Below are 13,333 nucleotides of genomic sequence, written 5' to 3'. Positions count from 1 at the left end.
CTGCGGCGCCGAGGGGAAGCGGAATCGCGGCGAAGCGGTTATTGGTTGCGCTTCGGCACGGTGAAGCGGCCGGTGACGCGCCCGCCGGAGCGGGTGACGGTGCCGTCCGGCGCCTTGACCTGCCCGGCGACTCCCGAGCCGTCGAGCACCGCGCGGCCGGTGTCGAGGTTGATCACCAGCCGCCCGCCGTTCAGCGTGTTGCCGCCCTGGTTCAGCGTGACGCCGCCCAGCATCGTGATCTGGCGCTTGTTGAGGTCGTAGACCGCATATTGCGAGCGCGCGCGCTGGTCCGGCCGGGTGACGGTGACCCCGCCCGCGGCGTCGATCCGCGACGCCTGCGGGGATCCGTCGGTGATCTGTCCGGTATAGGCGACGGTCATGCGCGCGGCATTCAGCGTCATCTCGGCCTGGCGCACGACGACGCCGCCCGACAGGATCGCGCGGTTCGCCTTGTCCTGCAGCTCCATATAGCCGGCGTCGAAGTCGATCGGCGCGGTCGAATCATGGCGATTCTGCGCTGGCGCAGGGCCGGCGAGCGCGAGCAGCGCCAGGGCAAGCAGCGGTGGTGCGAGGAGGAAAGTGCGCGTCACGCCGCTCATTTCGCGCGCTTCGGCACGATCCGCAAGCGCGCATTGCCTTTGAGGGCGACGGTGCGCGCTTCGAGGTCCGCCGTCAGCCGGTCGCCGCTGAAGGTGCCGAGCGGCGTCGTGCCGCTGACGGCGCTGCCGCTCTCCAGCTTGCGGTTCCTGAGGTCGACGGTGGCGTCGCGGGTGCCGAGCACATAGCCGTCGGCGGCGGTGAAGCGGATCGGCCCGTCGATCGCGACGCGCTGGTTGCTCATGTCGTAGCGCCCGCGATCGGCGACGATCTGGGCAGGGCCGTCCTGCAGCTCGATCGAGGCGGCGAGGTCGTAGAGCTGCACGATCGGCTCGGCCGCGCTCTTCTGCACCGCCTCGCCCGCGGTGATCTGGAACTCGCGTCCTTTCGTATCCTGGCCGCGATAGCGCGCGGTCTGGAGCTTGAGCCGCTCCTTGGCGACGGCGACCTTGTTCTTGTCGAGCACGAAGCTGACGTCGCCCCCCGTGAACAGCGGCGCCATCACCAGGAAGGCGGTGAGGACGCCGATCCCGATCGGCAGCACCACCTGCAGCACCGCGATCAGCCGATCGTGCCGGCTGCCGGGCGCCGCCCAGCGCTGGTTCTGCGAACGGGTGCTGCGGGCGATGTCGGACACGAGGGGACGCCGCCTCCCTAGATGTGGGCGAAGATGTCGATCTCCGGCCAGCCGGCGAGGTCGAGCTCGGCGCGATGCGGCAGGAAGTCGAAACAGGCCTGGGCCAGCGCGGTGCGACCCTCGCGGGCGAGGCGGGTGTCGAGCTCGGCCCGCATCGCGTGGAGATAACGCACGTCGGACGCGGCATAGTCGCGCTGCGCGTCCGACAGCTCGGGGCCGCCCCAATCGGACGACTGCTGCGCCTTGGAGATTTCCTGCCCGAGCAGCTCGCGCACCAAGTCCTTGAGGCCGTGGCGGTCGGTGTAGGTGCGCACCAGGCGCGAGGCAATCTTGGTGCAATAGACCGGCGCCGCCACCACCCCGAGATAATATTTGATCGCGGCCAGATCGAAGCGGGCGAAGTGATAGAGCTTGAGCCGCTCAGGATCGGCGAGCACCGCCTTGAGGTTGGGTGCGGCATAGTCGCTGCCCGGCTTGAAGCGGACGAGATGCTCGTCGCCGCCGCCGTCGGAGAGCTGCACGACGCACAGCCGGTCGCGGGGGGTGATCAGGCCCATCGTCTCGGTGTCGACGGCAATGGCGGCGCCCGGCGCGAACACGCCGGCGGGAAGGTCTTCCTCGTGGAAATGAACGGTCATCGCCGCGCCCTAGCCTTCCCTTGCCGGCCGCTCAACCGCCTCGCTCGCGCGCCGGGCGTCAGTGGAGCGACTCGCGGACCGCCTTCTTCGCCTCGCGGCGCCGGCGGGCGACGATGTTGAGGATCTCGACCCCCGCCGAAAAGGCCATGGCGGTGTAGATATAGCCCTTGGGCACATGCACGCCGAAGCCGTCGGCGATCAGCACCGCGCCGATCATCAGCAGAAAGCCCAGCGCCAGCATCACCACCGTGGGGTTGCGGTGGATGAAGTTGGCGAGCGGATCGGCGGCGAACAGCATCACGCCGACCGCCACCACCACGGCGACGATCATGATCGGCACATGATCGGTCATGCCGACCGCGGTCAGGATCGAATCGATCGAGAAGACGAGGTCGAGCGCCAGGATCTGCGCGATCGCCGAGCCGAAGCTCATCACTACCTTGCCGGTCTTGTCGAGCGTCTCGCCCGTCTCCTCGTGCGAGACATTGTGATGGATCTCCTTGGTCGCCTTCCACACCAGGAACAGGCCGCCCGCGATCAGGATGAGGTCGCGCCAGGAGAAGGCGGTCTCGAAGGTCGGCTCGCCATGCGGCCCCGGCGCGCCCGAGATGCCGAGATCGAACACCGGCGTCACCAGCCCGGCGATCCACGAGATGCCGAGCAGCAGTACGATCCGCATGATAAGCGCGAGACCGATCCCGACTCGGCGCGCGCGCTGCTGCTGGTGCGCCGGCAGCTTGTTCGACAGGATCGAGATGAAGATGAGGTTGTCGATGCCGAGCACCACCTCCATCACGATCAGCGTGACGAGCGCCGCCCAGGCGGCCGGGTCGGTCAGGAGCGCGAGGATGTCGGTCATGGCCCCTTCGTGTGCCGAAGCTGCCACAGGATAGCAAGGATCGCGCCCCATCCTGCCATGATTGCGACAAAATCATTCGCAGCGGCTTGTTATTTAGGTTATGAGTGATTCCGAGGCGCGCTTTCTCTGCGCCCGAGGACCTGCGTCTTTTCGTCCGGCGCAACGGTTTTGAACAGAAGTTCGGACGAAGCGGGAAGACGAACAGGGTCATGAGTTTTGATCGAGGGCGCCGCGGGGATCGCGGCGGGCGCGGCAAGGACAAGCGCGACGGCTTCGGCGACGAGAGTTACGGCGGCTATAGCGATCGCGGTGGTTTCGGCGACCGCGGCTTCGGCGGTGGCGATCGCTTCGGCGGCGGCGGCTATGGTGGCGGCGGTGGCGGCTTCCGCGGTGGCGGCGGCGGTTTCGGCGGCGGCGGTGGTGGCTTCCGTGGCGGTGGCGGTGGCGGAATGCCGCCGCAGGTCGTCGGCGAGGCGACGGGCGTCGTCAAATTCTTCAACGGACAGAAGGGCTTCGGCTTCATCGTCCGCGATGACGGCGGCGAGGATGTGTTCGTTCACATCTCCGCGGTCGAGCAGGCGGGCCTGACTGGTCTGGCCGAGGGCCAGCCGCTCGGCTTCACGCTGGTCGATCGCGGTGGGCGCATCTCGGCGACCGACCTCAAGATCGAGGGCGAGCCGCTGCCGGTCGAGGATCGCGGGCCCCGTCCCGCGGCCGGCGGCCCGCAGCGCCAGCTGACCGGCGAGAAGGCGTCGGGTACGGTCAAGTTCTTCAACGCGATGAAGGGCTTCGGCTTCATCCAGCGCGACGACGGTCAGCCGGATGCGTTCGTCCACATCAGCGCGGTCGAGCGTGCGGGCCTGCCGACGCTCAACGAGGGCGACCGGCTCGAGTTCGAGCTCGAGGTCGACCGGCGCGGCAAGCATGCCGCGGTGAACCTGCAGCCGGTGCAGTAAGCGCCGGTTCAGGCGACGAAGCTACGGGCGGTGCCGGGCAAGCGGCGCCGCCCGTTTTCGTTGGTGGAGGGACAATGATCCGCACGATCGCACGCTGGATGCTGCCGTTCGGCCCTGCCCTCGGCCTTGCCCTCTGCCCCGTCGCCGCCACCCCGCAGGATGCCGTACCTCCGCCCGCCGCACCGCCCGCCGTACCGGTGGCGACGCTGGAGGTGGTGGCGCGCTATCCGCACGATTCGACCGCCTTCACCCAGGGGCTGCTGTGGCACGACGGCGCGCTCTACGAGAGCACCGGCGAGGACCGCTCCGAGGTGCGGCGGGTGTCGCTCGCCGACGGGCGCGTGCTGGCGCATACCCCGATCCCGGCCGGCCAGTTCGGCGAGGGGCTGGCGCTGTGGAAGTCGACGCTGATCAGCCTCACCTGGAAGAACGGCATCGCCCACCGCTGGCGGCTCGATTCGCTGAAGCGGGCGGGCGACGACTTCCGCTATCCCGGCGAAGGCTGGGGACTGACGACCGCGCCCGAGGGCCTGATCCTCTCCGACGGCACGCCCACCCTGCGCGTGCTCGATCCCGAGCGCTTCACCGAGCGCCGGCGAATCGCGGTGACGCTGGCCGGCAAGCCGCTTCCCCGGCTCAACGAGCTGGAGATGGTCGGCGGCAAGCTGCTCGCCAACGTCTGGATGAGCGGCTTCATCGTCGAGATCGACCCTGCGACCGGCCATGTCACCCGCGTGATCGACGCGCGGCCGCTGGTCGAGGAGGTGGGCGCCAAGAACGTCGACGCGGTGCTGAACGGCATCGCCTGGGACGCGGACCATCAGCGGCTGTTCGTCACCGGCAAGCTGTGGCCGACCTTGTTCGAGGTGCGGATCGTCGATTCGGTCGGGGTGGCGGCGCGCTGAAGCCGGGGCTGGTTGCGGGCCAGGGCAGGCGCCGGAAACCCGCGGAAATCCGTCGAAGGTCACGAAAGTCATAGGTAGATCGGGGCCCCTTCGTCACCCCGGCCTTGTGCCGGGGTCCACCGCGCCTCACGGGCTGTGCTTGAGCCTCTCGTCCAGTCCTTGCTTCCCGGTGGACCCCGGCACAAGGCCGGGGTGACGGTTGGAAAGGGGCCAGAAGGCTCGGAACCTCAGATGTCGATTCAACCTAAGCCGTCAGGATCAGCGCCGCGCCGGCGAGGATGCCGAGCACGCCCGCGGTGCGGCCGGGCGTCACGCGCTCCTTCAGCACCAGCGTCGCGATCGCCAGCGCGGTGACCATGCCGGTCTCGCGCAGCGCCGCGAGCGGTGCGGTGGGGCCGAGCGAGAAGGCGGTGAGCGCCAGGCCGTAGGTGACGATCGACAGCGCACCTGCGGCGAGGCCGGGGCGCCATTGCGCCCGCGCCGCGCGGAACATTGCCCCACGCGACAGCAGGCCGAACATCGTCACCACCACGGCGCCCATCACCACGAACAGCCAGGCGATGTAGCTCCACGGGCTCGGCGCGGCGCGCACGCCCTGGGCGTCGATCACGGTATAACCGGCGATGGTGAGGCCGGTGAGCAGCGCCCAGCCGAGCCCCTCGCGGCCGATGTGGCGGCCGGCGACCATCACGAACATCGCGACGCCCAATACGGCGATGCCGGCGATCTCCTGCGCGCTGGCGGGCTCGCGGAACAGCCCGAGCGAGACGGCGGCGGTGACCAGCGGCGCCGTGCCGCGCAGGATCGGATAGGCCGCGGAGAAATCGCTGACGTCGAACGCACGCACCAGCGCATAGAGGTAGAGGCCGTGGAGCGCTGCGGAGGCGGCGAGCCAGCTCCAGCCCTCGCCCGGCGACGGCACGAACAGCAGCGCCGGCAACATCAGCACCGCGCTCGATCCGTCGATCATCGCGCGCCCGGCGGCGCGATCCTTCCCGCCTTTGAGGATCGCATTGACAACGGCATGGATCGAGCCGGAAGCGATCATCAGCAGCGGTGCGAGCGTGGCGGGCGACATCGCCCCCGGCCTAGAGACTCTCCGATTGAAGTTGAACCACCGTCATTCCCGCGAAGGCGGGAATCCATTATCGCTGAAGGCGATGAGTCTCACTGCGGTCAGCCAGAATGGATTCCCGCCTTCGCGGGAATGACGATTAAATTTGTGACGGATCGACCTCGGCAGCCTACGTCACCAGCCGTTTCAGTGCTTCCAGCGTATCCGCCTCGGCCGCGGGCTTGTCGTCGCGGATGCGGTGGATGCGGGGGAAGCGCATCGCCACGCCCGACTTGTGGCGTTTCGAGAGGTGGATCGAATCGAACGCGACCTCCAGCACCAGCGTCTTCTCGACCTCGCGCACCGGCCCGAAGCGGTTCACCGTATGGTTGCGCACGAAGCGGTCGAGCCACTTCAGTTCCTCGTCGGTGATGCCCGAATAGGCCTTGCCGACCGGCAGCAGCTCGCCGTCCTTGCTCCAGCAGCCGAAGGTATAGTCGGAATAGAAGGACGAGCGCCGGCCGTTGCCGCGCTGGGCGTACATCATCACGCAGTCGGCGGTGAGCGGATCGCGCTTCCACTTGTACCAGAGCCCGGTGCGGCGGCCGGCGACATAGGGCGAATCGCGGCGCTTCAGCATCACGCCCTCGATCGCCGAATCGCGCGCGCCGGCGCGGATCTCGCCGAGGTGCGCGAAGTCGGTCGCGTCGATCAGCGGGCTGACGTCGAAGCTCGCGGGATCGAGCCGGCCCGCGAACCGCTCCAGCCGCCCGCGCCGCTCCGACCAGGGCAGCTCGCGCAGGTCCTCGGGTCCGTCGAACAGGATGTCGTAGAGCCGGACGAAGGCGGGGTATTCGGCCAGCGTCCTCGCCGACACCGCCTTGCGCCCGAGCCGCTGCTGGAGCGCGTTGAAGCTCGCCGCCTCGCCGCCCTGGAACTCGCCCTTCACGAGGAGCTCGCCGTCGAGCACGCCCGGCGTGCGGAAGGCGGCGGCGACCTCGGGGAAACTATGGGTGATGTCGTCGCCGGCGCGGCTGTAGAGCCGGGTCTCGCCGGCGACATGGACGAGCTGGGTGCGGATGCCGTCCCATTTCCACTCGGCGGCATAGTCGGCGAGGTCGAGCTCCAGCGCCTCCAGCGGATGCGCGAGCATGAACGGGCGGAAGACCGGCACGTTCGCCGCCGTCGGCTGCTCCGCCCGTCCTTCGACCCAGTCGAACAGCGCAGTGTAAGGCGGCGCGAGGCCGTGCCACACCTCCTCGACCGCATCGACGTCGACCCCGAAGGCCTCGGCGAGCGCGGTCTTGGCGAGCCGCGCGGAGACGCCGACGCGCAGCGCGCCGGTGGCGAGCTTGAGCAGCGCGAACCGCTCGTCGGCCTCGAGCCGGTCGAGCATCGCGCCCAGCACCGCCGGCGTGTCGGAGCGCGACAGGTGGCCGAGCCGCTCGATCGCGTCCGCCAAGCGCAGCGGCTCGCCGATCGCCGGCACCTCCGGCTCGGGCCAGATCAGCGCGATCGTCTCGGCCGAATCGCCGACGAAGTCGCGGCTCATGCGGAACAGCACCGGATCGACCCGCTCGTCGACCATGGCGCGAATGATCGCGGGCTTGACCGCCGGCAGGTCGAGCTCGCCGGTCAGCGCCGCCATCGCCCAGCCGCGATCGGGATCGGGCGTGGCGCGGAGATAGTCGCCGATCAGCTTGAGCTTGGCGTTGCGCGAGCGCGTGTAGATCAGGCGATCGAGCAGGTCGGCGAAGGCGCGCATGACGCATGCAACATGGGCTTGGCCGGAGAGTTCCGCTAGGCAGCCGCGATGCTGCGTCGTCTGCTGAAGCTGGGCGCCTTCGGGCTGGTGGTCGCCGCCGGGCTGTTCCTGTGGGGCTGGCTGGGCGCCCGCGCCGATCCGATCGTGCGCCGCGCGACGATCGAGCTGCCGCGCTGGCCGGATGGCGCCGCGCCGGTGACGGTGGCGCTGCTCAGCGATATCCATATCGGCAGCTCGGTGACCGACGACGGCCGGCTGCGGCGGATCGTCGCGCAGGTGAATGCGCTCCGGCCCGATCTGGTGCTGCTGGCCGGCGATTTCGTGGCGGGGCACGATCCGGAGGATGGGCGCCGCTATGCAGCGCGCCTGACCGGACCGCTCTCGGGGTTGCGGGCGCGGCTGGGCGTGGTCGCGGTGCTCGGCAATCACGATCATTGGACCGATCCCGTCGCCGTGCGGACCGCGCTCGAGCAGGCGAGGGTGACCGTGGTGGAGAATGGCGCGGTCGCGCGCGGGCCGCTCGCGATCATCGGGATCGGCGATGCGCATACCGGCCATGATTCGCTGCCCGCCGTGCTCGCCGCCTTTCACCGGGTGAAGGGCGCGCCGCTCATGCTGACGCATTCGCCCGACGTCGCGGCGGAACTGCCGCCGGGGGGCGGGGTGCTGCTGGCGGGGCATACGCATTGCGGGCAGGCCGTCCTCCCCTGGTGGGGCCCGATCAGCGTGCCGTCGCGCTATGGGAATCGCTATCTGTGCGGGGTGATCCGCGAGGGGCGGAACACGATCGTCGTCACCGGCGGAGTCGGGACCAGCGTGGTCCCGCTCCGCTTCGGTGCGCCGCCCGACCTGTGGCTGCTGACGGTCGGGCCAGGCGGACGCTAGTCGATCGCGTTCTTGACGCCGCGGCCGGCCATCAGGCCCAGCACCAGCAGCACGACGAACACCGCGATCGCGATGAAGAACAGGATCTTGGCGATGCCGACGAACGCGCCGCCGATCCCGCCGAAACCGAGCGCGGCGAGCACCAAACCCGCCACCAGGAAGATGATCGCCCAACGAAGCATGGCTCACTCTCCTATCGAGATTGTGTCCAGCTAAGCGCCCGGCGGCGGGCGATGGTTCCGGCGCGGATCAGGCTTTCCGGCTGGCCTCGAACAGGAACCAGGCGCGCCGCTCGGCCTGGTCGGTCCAGTCGTCGACGATCCCGCTGGTGGCGTTGTCCTTGGCCGCGTCCGCGGCATCCTTCACCGTGCGGAAGCTCTCGACCAGTTTGAGATTGTCGTCGCGCAGTTCGGCGAGCATGTCGGCCGGAGCGACGAAGTCCTTGTCGTTGTCCTTGATCGTCTGGCGCCGCGCGATGTCGCCGATCGAGCGCAGCGTGGTGTTGCCGATCTTGCGCACGCGCTCGGCGATCTCGTCGGTGGCGCCCAGGATCTCGGTCGCCTGGTCGTCGAGCAGCAGGTGATAGTCGCGGAAATGCGGGCCCGACACGTGCCAGTGGAAGTTCTTGGTCTTGAGGTAGAGCGCATAGCTGTCGGCGAGCGCGCTGTTGAGCGCGTCGGCCACGCTCTTGGTGTCGTTGCGGTTGAGGTCGGTCGGGGTCGCGAGCGGTGCGGGGTTGGCCATGTTTGTCTCCGTCTGGAATCGGTTCGCGTGAGGAACGATCCCCTAGAGGATTGGCTCCCGGATGCCGAGACGAAACGCTTCGATGACGGAGATCGAGGGGCTAGATCAGCCGCAGTCCGCCGAGACCGATGATGATTCCCGCGAGCAGCAGGATCACACCGCCCGTGATCGAGAGCGGCCGGAGGGGGAGCGCCCGCCAGCCTTCGCTGCCGAGGCTGATCGCCGCCGCAGCGAGCGCAGCCGAGGCCAGCATCATGCCGACACCGGCCAGCACCGGCTGCGCACCCCAGGCGGCGAGGGCGAAGGTGATGAAGGTGGCCCGGTCGCCCGCCGCCGCACTCGCCATACCGGCGAAGGCGGTGACGGGCCCGCGGATGCAACCCTGCTCCCGCGTCGGTCGTGCACGGAGCGTTGCGCCGATACCGGCCAGGATCAGCGTCAGCGCAAGCAGCAGCGCCTTGGCATTGGGCGTGAGCAGGGGCGCCACCAGCCATCCGCCAGCCACCGCGATCGCTGCGGCGAGGGCATGAGCCAGCACCGCGGCGGCGAGGACGAGTCCCGCCGGCCGATATTTCCGCCCCATCCGTGCCGCCAGCCAGGCTGGCCGGTCGCCGATGCCGGCCAGCAGCGCCGCGACAAGGGCGGGAAGGAGCGTGTCCATCGTCGCAGCGAATCAGGCGGTCAGGCGCACGCTGCAGACGGCGGCGAAGGTCTCGCAGGCGCGCGCGTCCGGCATATCGCAATCGATCGCGTCGCGCAGGATCGCCAGCCAGCCGCGGATCAGCGGGCCGCGCTCGCCGCGTGCCAGGGCCGAATCGAGCGCGTGGACGACGGCGATTGCCGCCCCGATCCCCTCTGCCGCGGCAAGGCGGCGGACCTGCTCGAGCTCGGCGGCGAGGTCGGCCGGGCCCAGCTGCGGGAGGCGCCGACCGATCGCGTCGATGCGCGAAACCAGTTCCAAGCGGACACCATCGGCCATGCGCCATTCCTTCAGGGGAAGGTCCCCGCGTCACTCTGGCGCGATCATGGTTAAGGCTGCGTAAAGCGCCTCGCGGCTTGACAAGCGCGCCGTCATCCGCCATGCGCCCGCGTCTGTCGCGGCGGCTCTCAAGCGGGGCGCGCCGCTTTCTTTTTCCGCTGTTCGAGAGTTTGGGCCATGGCCAAGCCGACTACCGTCAAGATCAAGCTCGTGAGCTCTGCCGACACCGGCTTCTTCTACGTGACCAAGAAGAACCCGCGCACGCAGACCGAGAAGCTGAGCTTCCGCAAGTACGACCCGATCGCGCGCAAGCACGTCGAGTTCAAGGAAGCCAAGATCAAGTAATCCTGCCGGCGGGGTAGTCCCTCGCCTGCGAACGCGGATCGCAATGCGGTCGCAGCCGGACGCGCTGCGACCGCTTTTGGCGTTAGGTCAACGCGCCGGCCGAAAGGCAATCCGCCTGTTAGAATCGGCTTCAGCCAGTTTTAATCCGCTCCCCGGCGAAGTCCCCTTCCAATCCTCCCCCGCCAGGGGGAGGTGGCGCGCGAAGCGTGACGGAGGGGGAGGAAGCGGATCGATAGTTGGTCGCCGTCCTCCCCCTCCGTCGCCTTCGGCGCCACCTCCCCCTGGCGGGGGAGGATCTCAACCCTAGTCCCGCAGCAGCTCGTTGATGCCCGTCTTCGATCGCGTCTGGGCATCGACCGTCTTGACGATCACCGCGCAGTAGAGGCCCGGCTTGCCCGCCTCGCCTGGCAGCGTGCCGGGGACGACCACCGCATAGGGCGGCACTTCGCCGCGGTGGACTTCGCCGGTGGCGCGGTCGACGATCTTGGTCGAGGCGCCGAGATAGACGCCCATCGACAGCACCGCGCCCTCGCCGACCCGCACACCCTCCGCCACTTCCGAGCGCGCGCCGATGAAGGCGCCGTCGCCGATGATCACCGGGTCGGCCTGCAAAGGCTCGAGCACGCCGCCGATGCCGGCGCCGCCGGAGATGTGGACGTTGCGGCCGATCTGCGCGCAGCTGCCGACCGTCGCCCAGGTGTCGACCATCGTCCCCTCGCCGACATAGGCGCCGATGTTGACGAAGCTCGGCATCAGCACCGCGCCCTTGCCGATGAAGGCGCCGTGGCGGACCACCGACCCCGGCACCGCGCGGAAGCCGGCGGCGCGGAAGGCGTCCTCGCCCCAGCCGGTGAACTTCGACGGCACCTTGTCGTACCAGCCGCCCGGCATCACGACATTGTCGTTGAGGCGGAACGACAGCAGCACCGCCTTCTTGAGCCACTGGTTGACCCGCCAGCCGCCGCCATTCTCCTGGGCCACGGGCTCCGCCACGCGCGCCTCGCCCCGGTCGAGCAGGTTCAGCGCCTCGGCCACCGCCTCGCGCACCGCACCCTCGGTGCCCGTATTGAGATCGGCCCGATTCTCCCAGGCGGCGTCGATGGTGGTTGCGAGGTCGGTCACTCAAGCGTCTCCCAGGATGTCGTGCAGCCAACCGGTGATGTCGGCGGTGGTATAGTCGATGAAGCTGCGGTCGGTGTCGGCGGTCTGCTCGCTGCCGTTGTCGACCCAGACGGTGGTCATGCCGATCGCCTTTGCCGGCTTCAGATTGCGCGCCATGTCCTCGACGAACAGGCATTCGGTCGGTTCCAGCTCGTACGCGGCGCACAGCCCCTCGTAGGAGACCGGATCGGGCTTGGGGCGGAGCGCCATCGCGTGGATGTCGTGCACCGCCTCGAAGCTGGCGCCGAGGCCGAGCCGGTCGAGAACCTTCGAGGCATAGGGCAGGTCGCCGTTGGTGAAGACCAGCTTGCGCCCCGGCAGCCGGGCGATCGCGGCGGCGAGCGGGGCGTTCTCCTCGAGCACGTCCATCTCGATGTCGTGGACATAGGCGAGGAACTCATAGGGATCGGTGCCGTGCTCGGCCATCAGCCCGGCCAGCGTGGTGCCGTGCGCGTGGAACCAGCCCTTCTGCAGCTTGCGCGCCTCGTCCCAGGGGAGGCCGGTCAGCCGCTCGATATAGTCGGTCATGCGATGATCGATCTTGGCGAACAGGTTCGCGCTCGGCGGATAGAGCGTGTTGTCCAGATCGAAGATCCAGGCGCGGACATGGTCGAGTTCGGGCGGCACGAGGGCGCGCCTACCGGTCCTGCTTGCATGGGGCAAGCGGCTCCCCATCTGGCGGACCATGATCCCCTATTCGCTCCTCGACCTCGTCCCCATCGTGCAGGGCGGGGACGCCCGTACCGCGCTCGCCAATGCCGCCGACCTCGCCGCCCATGCCGAGGCGCTCGGCTACACGCGCTACTGGGTGGCGGAGCATCACGGGATGCCGGGGATCGCCAGCGCGGCGACATCGGTGGTGATCGCGCATGTCGGCGCCGCGACCTCGACGATCCGGATCGGCGCGGGCGGGATCATGCTGCCCAACCACGCGCCCTTGGTGATCGCCGAGCAGTTCGGCACGCTGGATGCGCTGTTTCCGGGGCGGATCGATCTCGGGCTCGGCCGCGCGCCGGGTTCGGACCAGCGGGTGGCGCGGGCGCTGAGGCGCACGCTGGAGTCGAGCCCGGATGCCTTCCCGCAGGATGTGCTCGAGCTGCAGAGCTATTTCGCCGACGACGGGCAGACCGGCATCCGCGCGACGCCGGGGGCAGGCGCGGACGTCAGGCTGTGGATCCTCGGCTCCTCGACCTTCGGCGCGCAGCTCGCGGCGATGCTGGGGTTGCCCTATGCCTTCGCCTCGCATTTCGCGCCGGATGCGCTGGACGCGGCGATTGCGATCTACCGTCGCGATTTCCGTCCCTCGGCCGTCTGCGAGAAGCCGCATCTGATGCTGGGCTTCAACGTGTTCGCCGCCGACAGCGACGCGGAGGCGGAGCTGATCGCGAGCTCGGCGCAGCAGGCATTCGTCGCGATCCGCACCGGCCAGGCGATCCAGCTGCCGCCGCCGGTGCCCGGCTTCCGCGAGACGCTGGGGGCGCAGGGGAATGCGATCCTCGATCATGTGCTGCAATGCTCGGCGACCGGCGGGCCGGAGAGCGTCAAGCGCCAGATCGCCGCGTTCGTCGAGCGGACGAAGCCGGACGAGCTGATGGTGACCGGGATGATCCATGATCATGGCGCGCGGAGGCGCAGCTTCGAGATCGCGGCGGAGGTGGTGAGGGACCTCTAAGCTCCTCTCCGGAACGGGGAGGGGGGCCAAGACGCGAAGCGGCTTGGTGGAGGGGGCCCTCCACCGACGGATCGCTCTTGGCTGGGCCCCCTCCACCACGCCCTGCGGGCGCGGTCCCCCTCCCCGTGCCGGGGAG

At 69.3% G+C, this 13,333-nt stretch carries 17 protein-coding genes; 5 read left to right on the top strand and 12 right to left on the bottom strand.

Annotated features, from left to right (window positions below; all coding sequences use genetic code 11):
• Positions 1–38: 38 nt before the first annotated feature.
• The 4 genes from LZK98_RS03245 to LZK98_RS03230 are packed head-to-tail and all read right to left on the bottom strand — an operon-like array spanning position 39 to position 2,731.
• Positions 39–599, bottom strand: a complete 561-nt coding sequence (locus tag LZK98_RS03245; RefSeq protein WP_233784918.1) for an LptA/OstA family protein — start codon at positions 597–599, stop codon at positions 39–41.
• Positions 596–1,234 carry an LPS export ABC transporter periplasmic protein LptC gene (gene lptC, locus LZK98_RS03240; RefSeq protein WP_233784917.1) on the bottom strand — a complete coding sequence of 213 codons (639 nt, stop codon included), beginning with the start codon at positions 1,232–1,234 and terminating at the stop codon, positions 596–598. Before lptC ends, LZK98_RS03245 begins: the two co-directional genes overlap by 4 nt.
• A gap of 17 nt (positions 1,235–1,251) precedes the next feature.
• Entirely contained in the window at positions 1,252–1,872 is a 621-nt protein-coding gene (locus LZK98_RS03235) for a ribonuclease D (protein WP_233784916.1), read from the bottom strand.
• Between the two features lie 58 nt (positions 1,873–1,930).
• Positions 1,931–2,731, bottom strand: a complete 801-nt coding sequence (locus LZK98_RS03230) for a TerC family protein (protein WP_233784915.1) — start codon at positions 2,729–2,731, stop codon at positions 1,931–1,933.
• 209 nt (positions 2,732–2,940) lie between these two features.
• Here LZK98_RS03230 and LZK98_RS20590 point away from each other — a divergent pair, with 209 nt between their 5' ends.
• Both LZK98_RS20590 and LZK98_RS03215 read left to right on the top strand, forming a co-directional pair.
• Positions 2,941–3,687 (top strand): cold-shock protein, encoded by a 747-nt coding sequence (locus LZK98_RS20590; protein WP_319937529.1) that lies wholly within the window; start codon positions 2,941–2,943, stop codon positions 3,685–3,687.
• 74 nt (positions 3,688–3,761) lie between these two features.
• Complete coding sequence (locus LZK98_RS03215) at positions 3,762–4,592, top strand: glutaminyl-peptide cyclotransferase (protein ID WP_233784914.1); 831 nt, start codon at positions 3,762–3,764, stop codon at positions 4,590–4,592.
• 244 nt (positions 4,593–4,836) lie between these two features.
• Here LZK98_RS03215 and LZK98_RS03210 read toward each other — a convergent pair whose 3' ends face one another.
• Positions 4,837–5,670: a DMT family transporter gene (locus LZK98_RS03210; RefSeq protein ID WP_233784913.1), complete on the bottom strand. Its 834-nt coding sequence runs from the start codon at positions 5,668–5,670 to the stop codon at positions 4,837–4,839.
• 166 nt (positions 5,671–5,836) lie between these two features.
• Positions 5,837–7,411 (bottom strand): cisplatin damage response ATP-dependent DNA ligase, encoded by a 1,575-nt coding sequence (locus LZK98_RS03205; protein WP_233784912.1) that lies wholly within the window; start codon positions 7,409–7,411, stop codon positions 5,837–5,839.
• A gap of 48 nt (positions 7,412–7,459) precedes the next feature.
• Here LZK98_RS03205 and LZK98_RS03200 point away from each other — a divergent pair, with 48 nt between their 5' ends.
• Complete coding sequence (locus LZK98_RS03200; RefSeq protein ID WP_233784911.1) at positions 7,460–8,296, top strand: metallophosphoesterase; 837 nt, start codon at positions 7,460–7,462, stop codon at positions 8,294–8,296.
• Here the strand turns inward: LZK98_RS03200 and LZK98_RS03195 are convergent.
• The 4 genes from LZK98_RS03195 to LZK98_RS03180 all read right to left on the bottom strand — a co-directional run bounded on the left by LZK98_RS03195 (position 8,293) and on the right by LZK98_RS03180 (position 10,019).
• The gene (locus LZK98_RS03195) at positions 8,293–8,478 is read right to left on the bottom strand and encodes a DUF1328 domain-containing protein (RefSeq protein ID WP_233784910.1); all 186 of its coding nucleotides are present in this window, start codon (positions 8,476–8,478) and stop codon (positions 8,293–8,295) included. The genes LZK98_RS03200 and LZK98_RS03195 overlap by 4 nt on opposite strands.
• 67 nt (positions 8,479–8,545) lie before the next feature.
• Complete coding sequence (locus LZK98_RS03190) at positions 8,546–9,040, bottom strand: Dps family protein (protein ID WP_233784909.1); 495 nt, start codon at positions 9,038–9,040, stop codon at positions 8,546–8,548.
• Positions 9,041–9,140: 100 nt separating this feature from the next.
• Positions 9,141–9,701, bottom strand: coding sequence for a TMEM165/GDT1 family protein (locus LZK98_RS03185; protein WP_233784908.1), 561 nt, complete (start codon positions 9,699–9,701; stop codon positions 9,141–9,143).
• Between the two features lie 12 nt (positions 9,702–9,713).
• Positions 9,714–10,019, bottom strand: coding sequence for a hypothetical protein (locus LZK98_RS03180; RefSeq protein ID WP_233784907.1), 306 nt, complete (start codon positions 10,017–10,019; stop codon positions 9,714–9,716).
• A 177-nt stretch (positions 10,020–10,196) separates the two neighbouring features.
• On the opposite strand from LZK98_RS03180, the gene rpmG reads away from it, so the two are divergent.
• Positions 10,197–10,364, top strand: coding sequence for a 50S ribosomal protein L33 (gene rpmG / locus LZK98_RS03175; RefSeq protein ID WP_233784906.1), 168 nt, complete (start codon positions 10,197–10,199; stop codon positions 10,362–10,364).
• 303 nt (positions 10,365–10,667) lie between these two features.
• On the opposite strand, the gene dapD is transcribed toward rpmG, so the two are convergent.
• Both dapD and LZK98_RS03165 read right to left on the bottom strand, forming a co-directional pair.
• Complete coding sequence (gene dapD / locus LZK98_RS03170; protein WP_233784905.1) at positions 10,668–11,486, bottom strand: 2,3,4,5-tetrahydropyridine-2,6-dicarboxylate N-succinyltransferase; 819 nt, start codon at positions 11,484–11,486, stop codon at positions 10,668–10,670.
• Positions 11,487–12,152, bottom strand: coding sequence for a pyrimidine 5'-nucleotidase (locus LZK98_RS03165; RefSeq protein WP_233784904.1), 666 nt, complete (start codon positions 12,150–12,152; stop codon positions 11,487–11,489).
• A gap of 58 nt (positions 12,153–12,210) precedes the next feature.
• On the opposite strand from LZK98_RS03165, the gene LZK98_RS03160 reads away from it, so the two are divergent.
• On the top strand, positions 12,211–13,197 hold the full coding sequence (locus tag LZK98_RS03160) for an LLM class flavin-dependent oxidoreductase (RefSeq protein WP_233784903.1): 987 nt from the start codon (positions 12,211–12,213) through the stop codon (positions 13,195–13,197).
• The last annotated feature ends 136 nt before the right edge of the window (positions 13,198–13,333 follow it).

This window comes from Sphingomonas cannabina (assembly GCF_021391395.1).
Lineage (GTDB): Bacteria > Pseudomonadota > Alphaproteobacteria > Sphingomonadales > Sphingomonadaceae > Sphingomonas > Sphingomonas cannabina.
This window is presented reverse-complemented; position numbering and strand designations above follow the sequence as displayed.

Bases quoted from the DNA above. Each gene is read 5' to 3' on its own strand.
- LZK98_RS03245 (WP_233784918.1), bottom strand. From the start codon at position 599: ATGAGCGGCGTGACGCGCACTTTCCTCCTCGCACCACCGCTGCTTGCC.
- LZK98_RS03235 (WP_233784916.1), bottom strand. From the start codon at position 1,872: ATGACCGTTCATTTCCACGAGGAAGACCTTCCCGCCGGCGTGTTCGCG.
- LZK98_RS03230 (WP_233784915.1), bottom strand. From the start codon at position 2,731: ATGACCGACATCCTCGCGCTCCTGACCGACCCGGCCGCCTGGGCGGCG.
- LZK98_RS20590 (WP_319937529.1), top strand. From the start codon at position 2,941: ATGAGTTTTGATCGAGGGCGCCGCGGGGATCGCGGCGGGCGCGGCAAG.
- LZK98_RS03215 (WP_233784914.1), top strand. From the start codon at position 3,762: ATGATCCGCACGATCGCACGCTGGATGCTGCCGTTCGGCCCTGCCCTC.
- LZK98_RS03210 (WP_233784913.1), bottom strand. From the start codon at position 5,670: ATGTCGCCCGCCACGCTCGCACCGCTGCTGATGATCGCTTCCGGCTCG.
- LZK98_RS03205 (WP_233784912.1), bottom strand. From the start codon at position 7,411: ATGCGCGCCTTCGCCGACCTGCTCGATCGCCTGATCTACACGCGCTCG.
- LZK98_RS03200 (WP_233784911.1), top strand. From the start codon at position 7,460: ATGCTGCGTCGTCTGCTGAAGCTGGGCGCCTTCGGGCTGGTGGTCGCC.
- LZK98_RS03195 (WP_233784910.1), bottom strand. From the start codon at position 8,478: ATGCTTCGTTGGGCGATCATCTTCCTGGTGGCGGGTTTGGTGCTCGCC.
- LZK98_RS03190 (WP_233784909.1), bottom strand. From the start codon at position 9,040: ATGGCCAACCCCGCACCGCTCGCGACCCCGACCGACCTCAACCGCAAC.
- LZK98_RS03185 (WP_233784908.1), bottom strand. From the start codon at position 9,701: ATGGACACGCTCCTTCCCGCCCTTGTCGCGGCGCTGCTGGCCGGCATC.
- LZK98_RS03180 (WP_233784907.1), bottom strand. From the start codon at position 10,019: ATGGCCGATGGTGTCCGCTTGGAACTGGTTTCGCGCATCGACGCGATC.
- rpmG (WP_233784906.1), top strand. From the start codon at position 10,197: ATGGCCAAGCCGACTACCGTCAAGATCAAGCTCGTGAGCTCTGCCGAC.
- LZK98_RS03160 (WP_233784903.1), top strand. From the start codon at position 12,211: ATGATCCCCTATTCGCTCCTCGACCTCGTCCCCATCGTGCAGGGCGGG.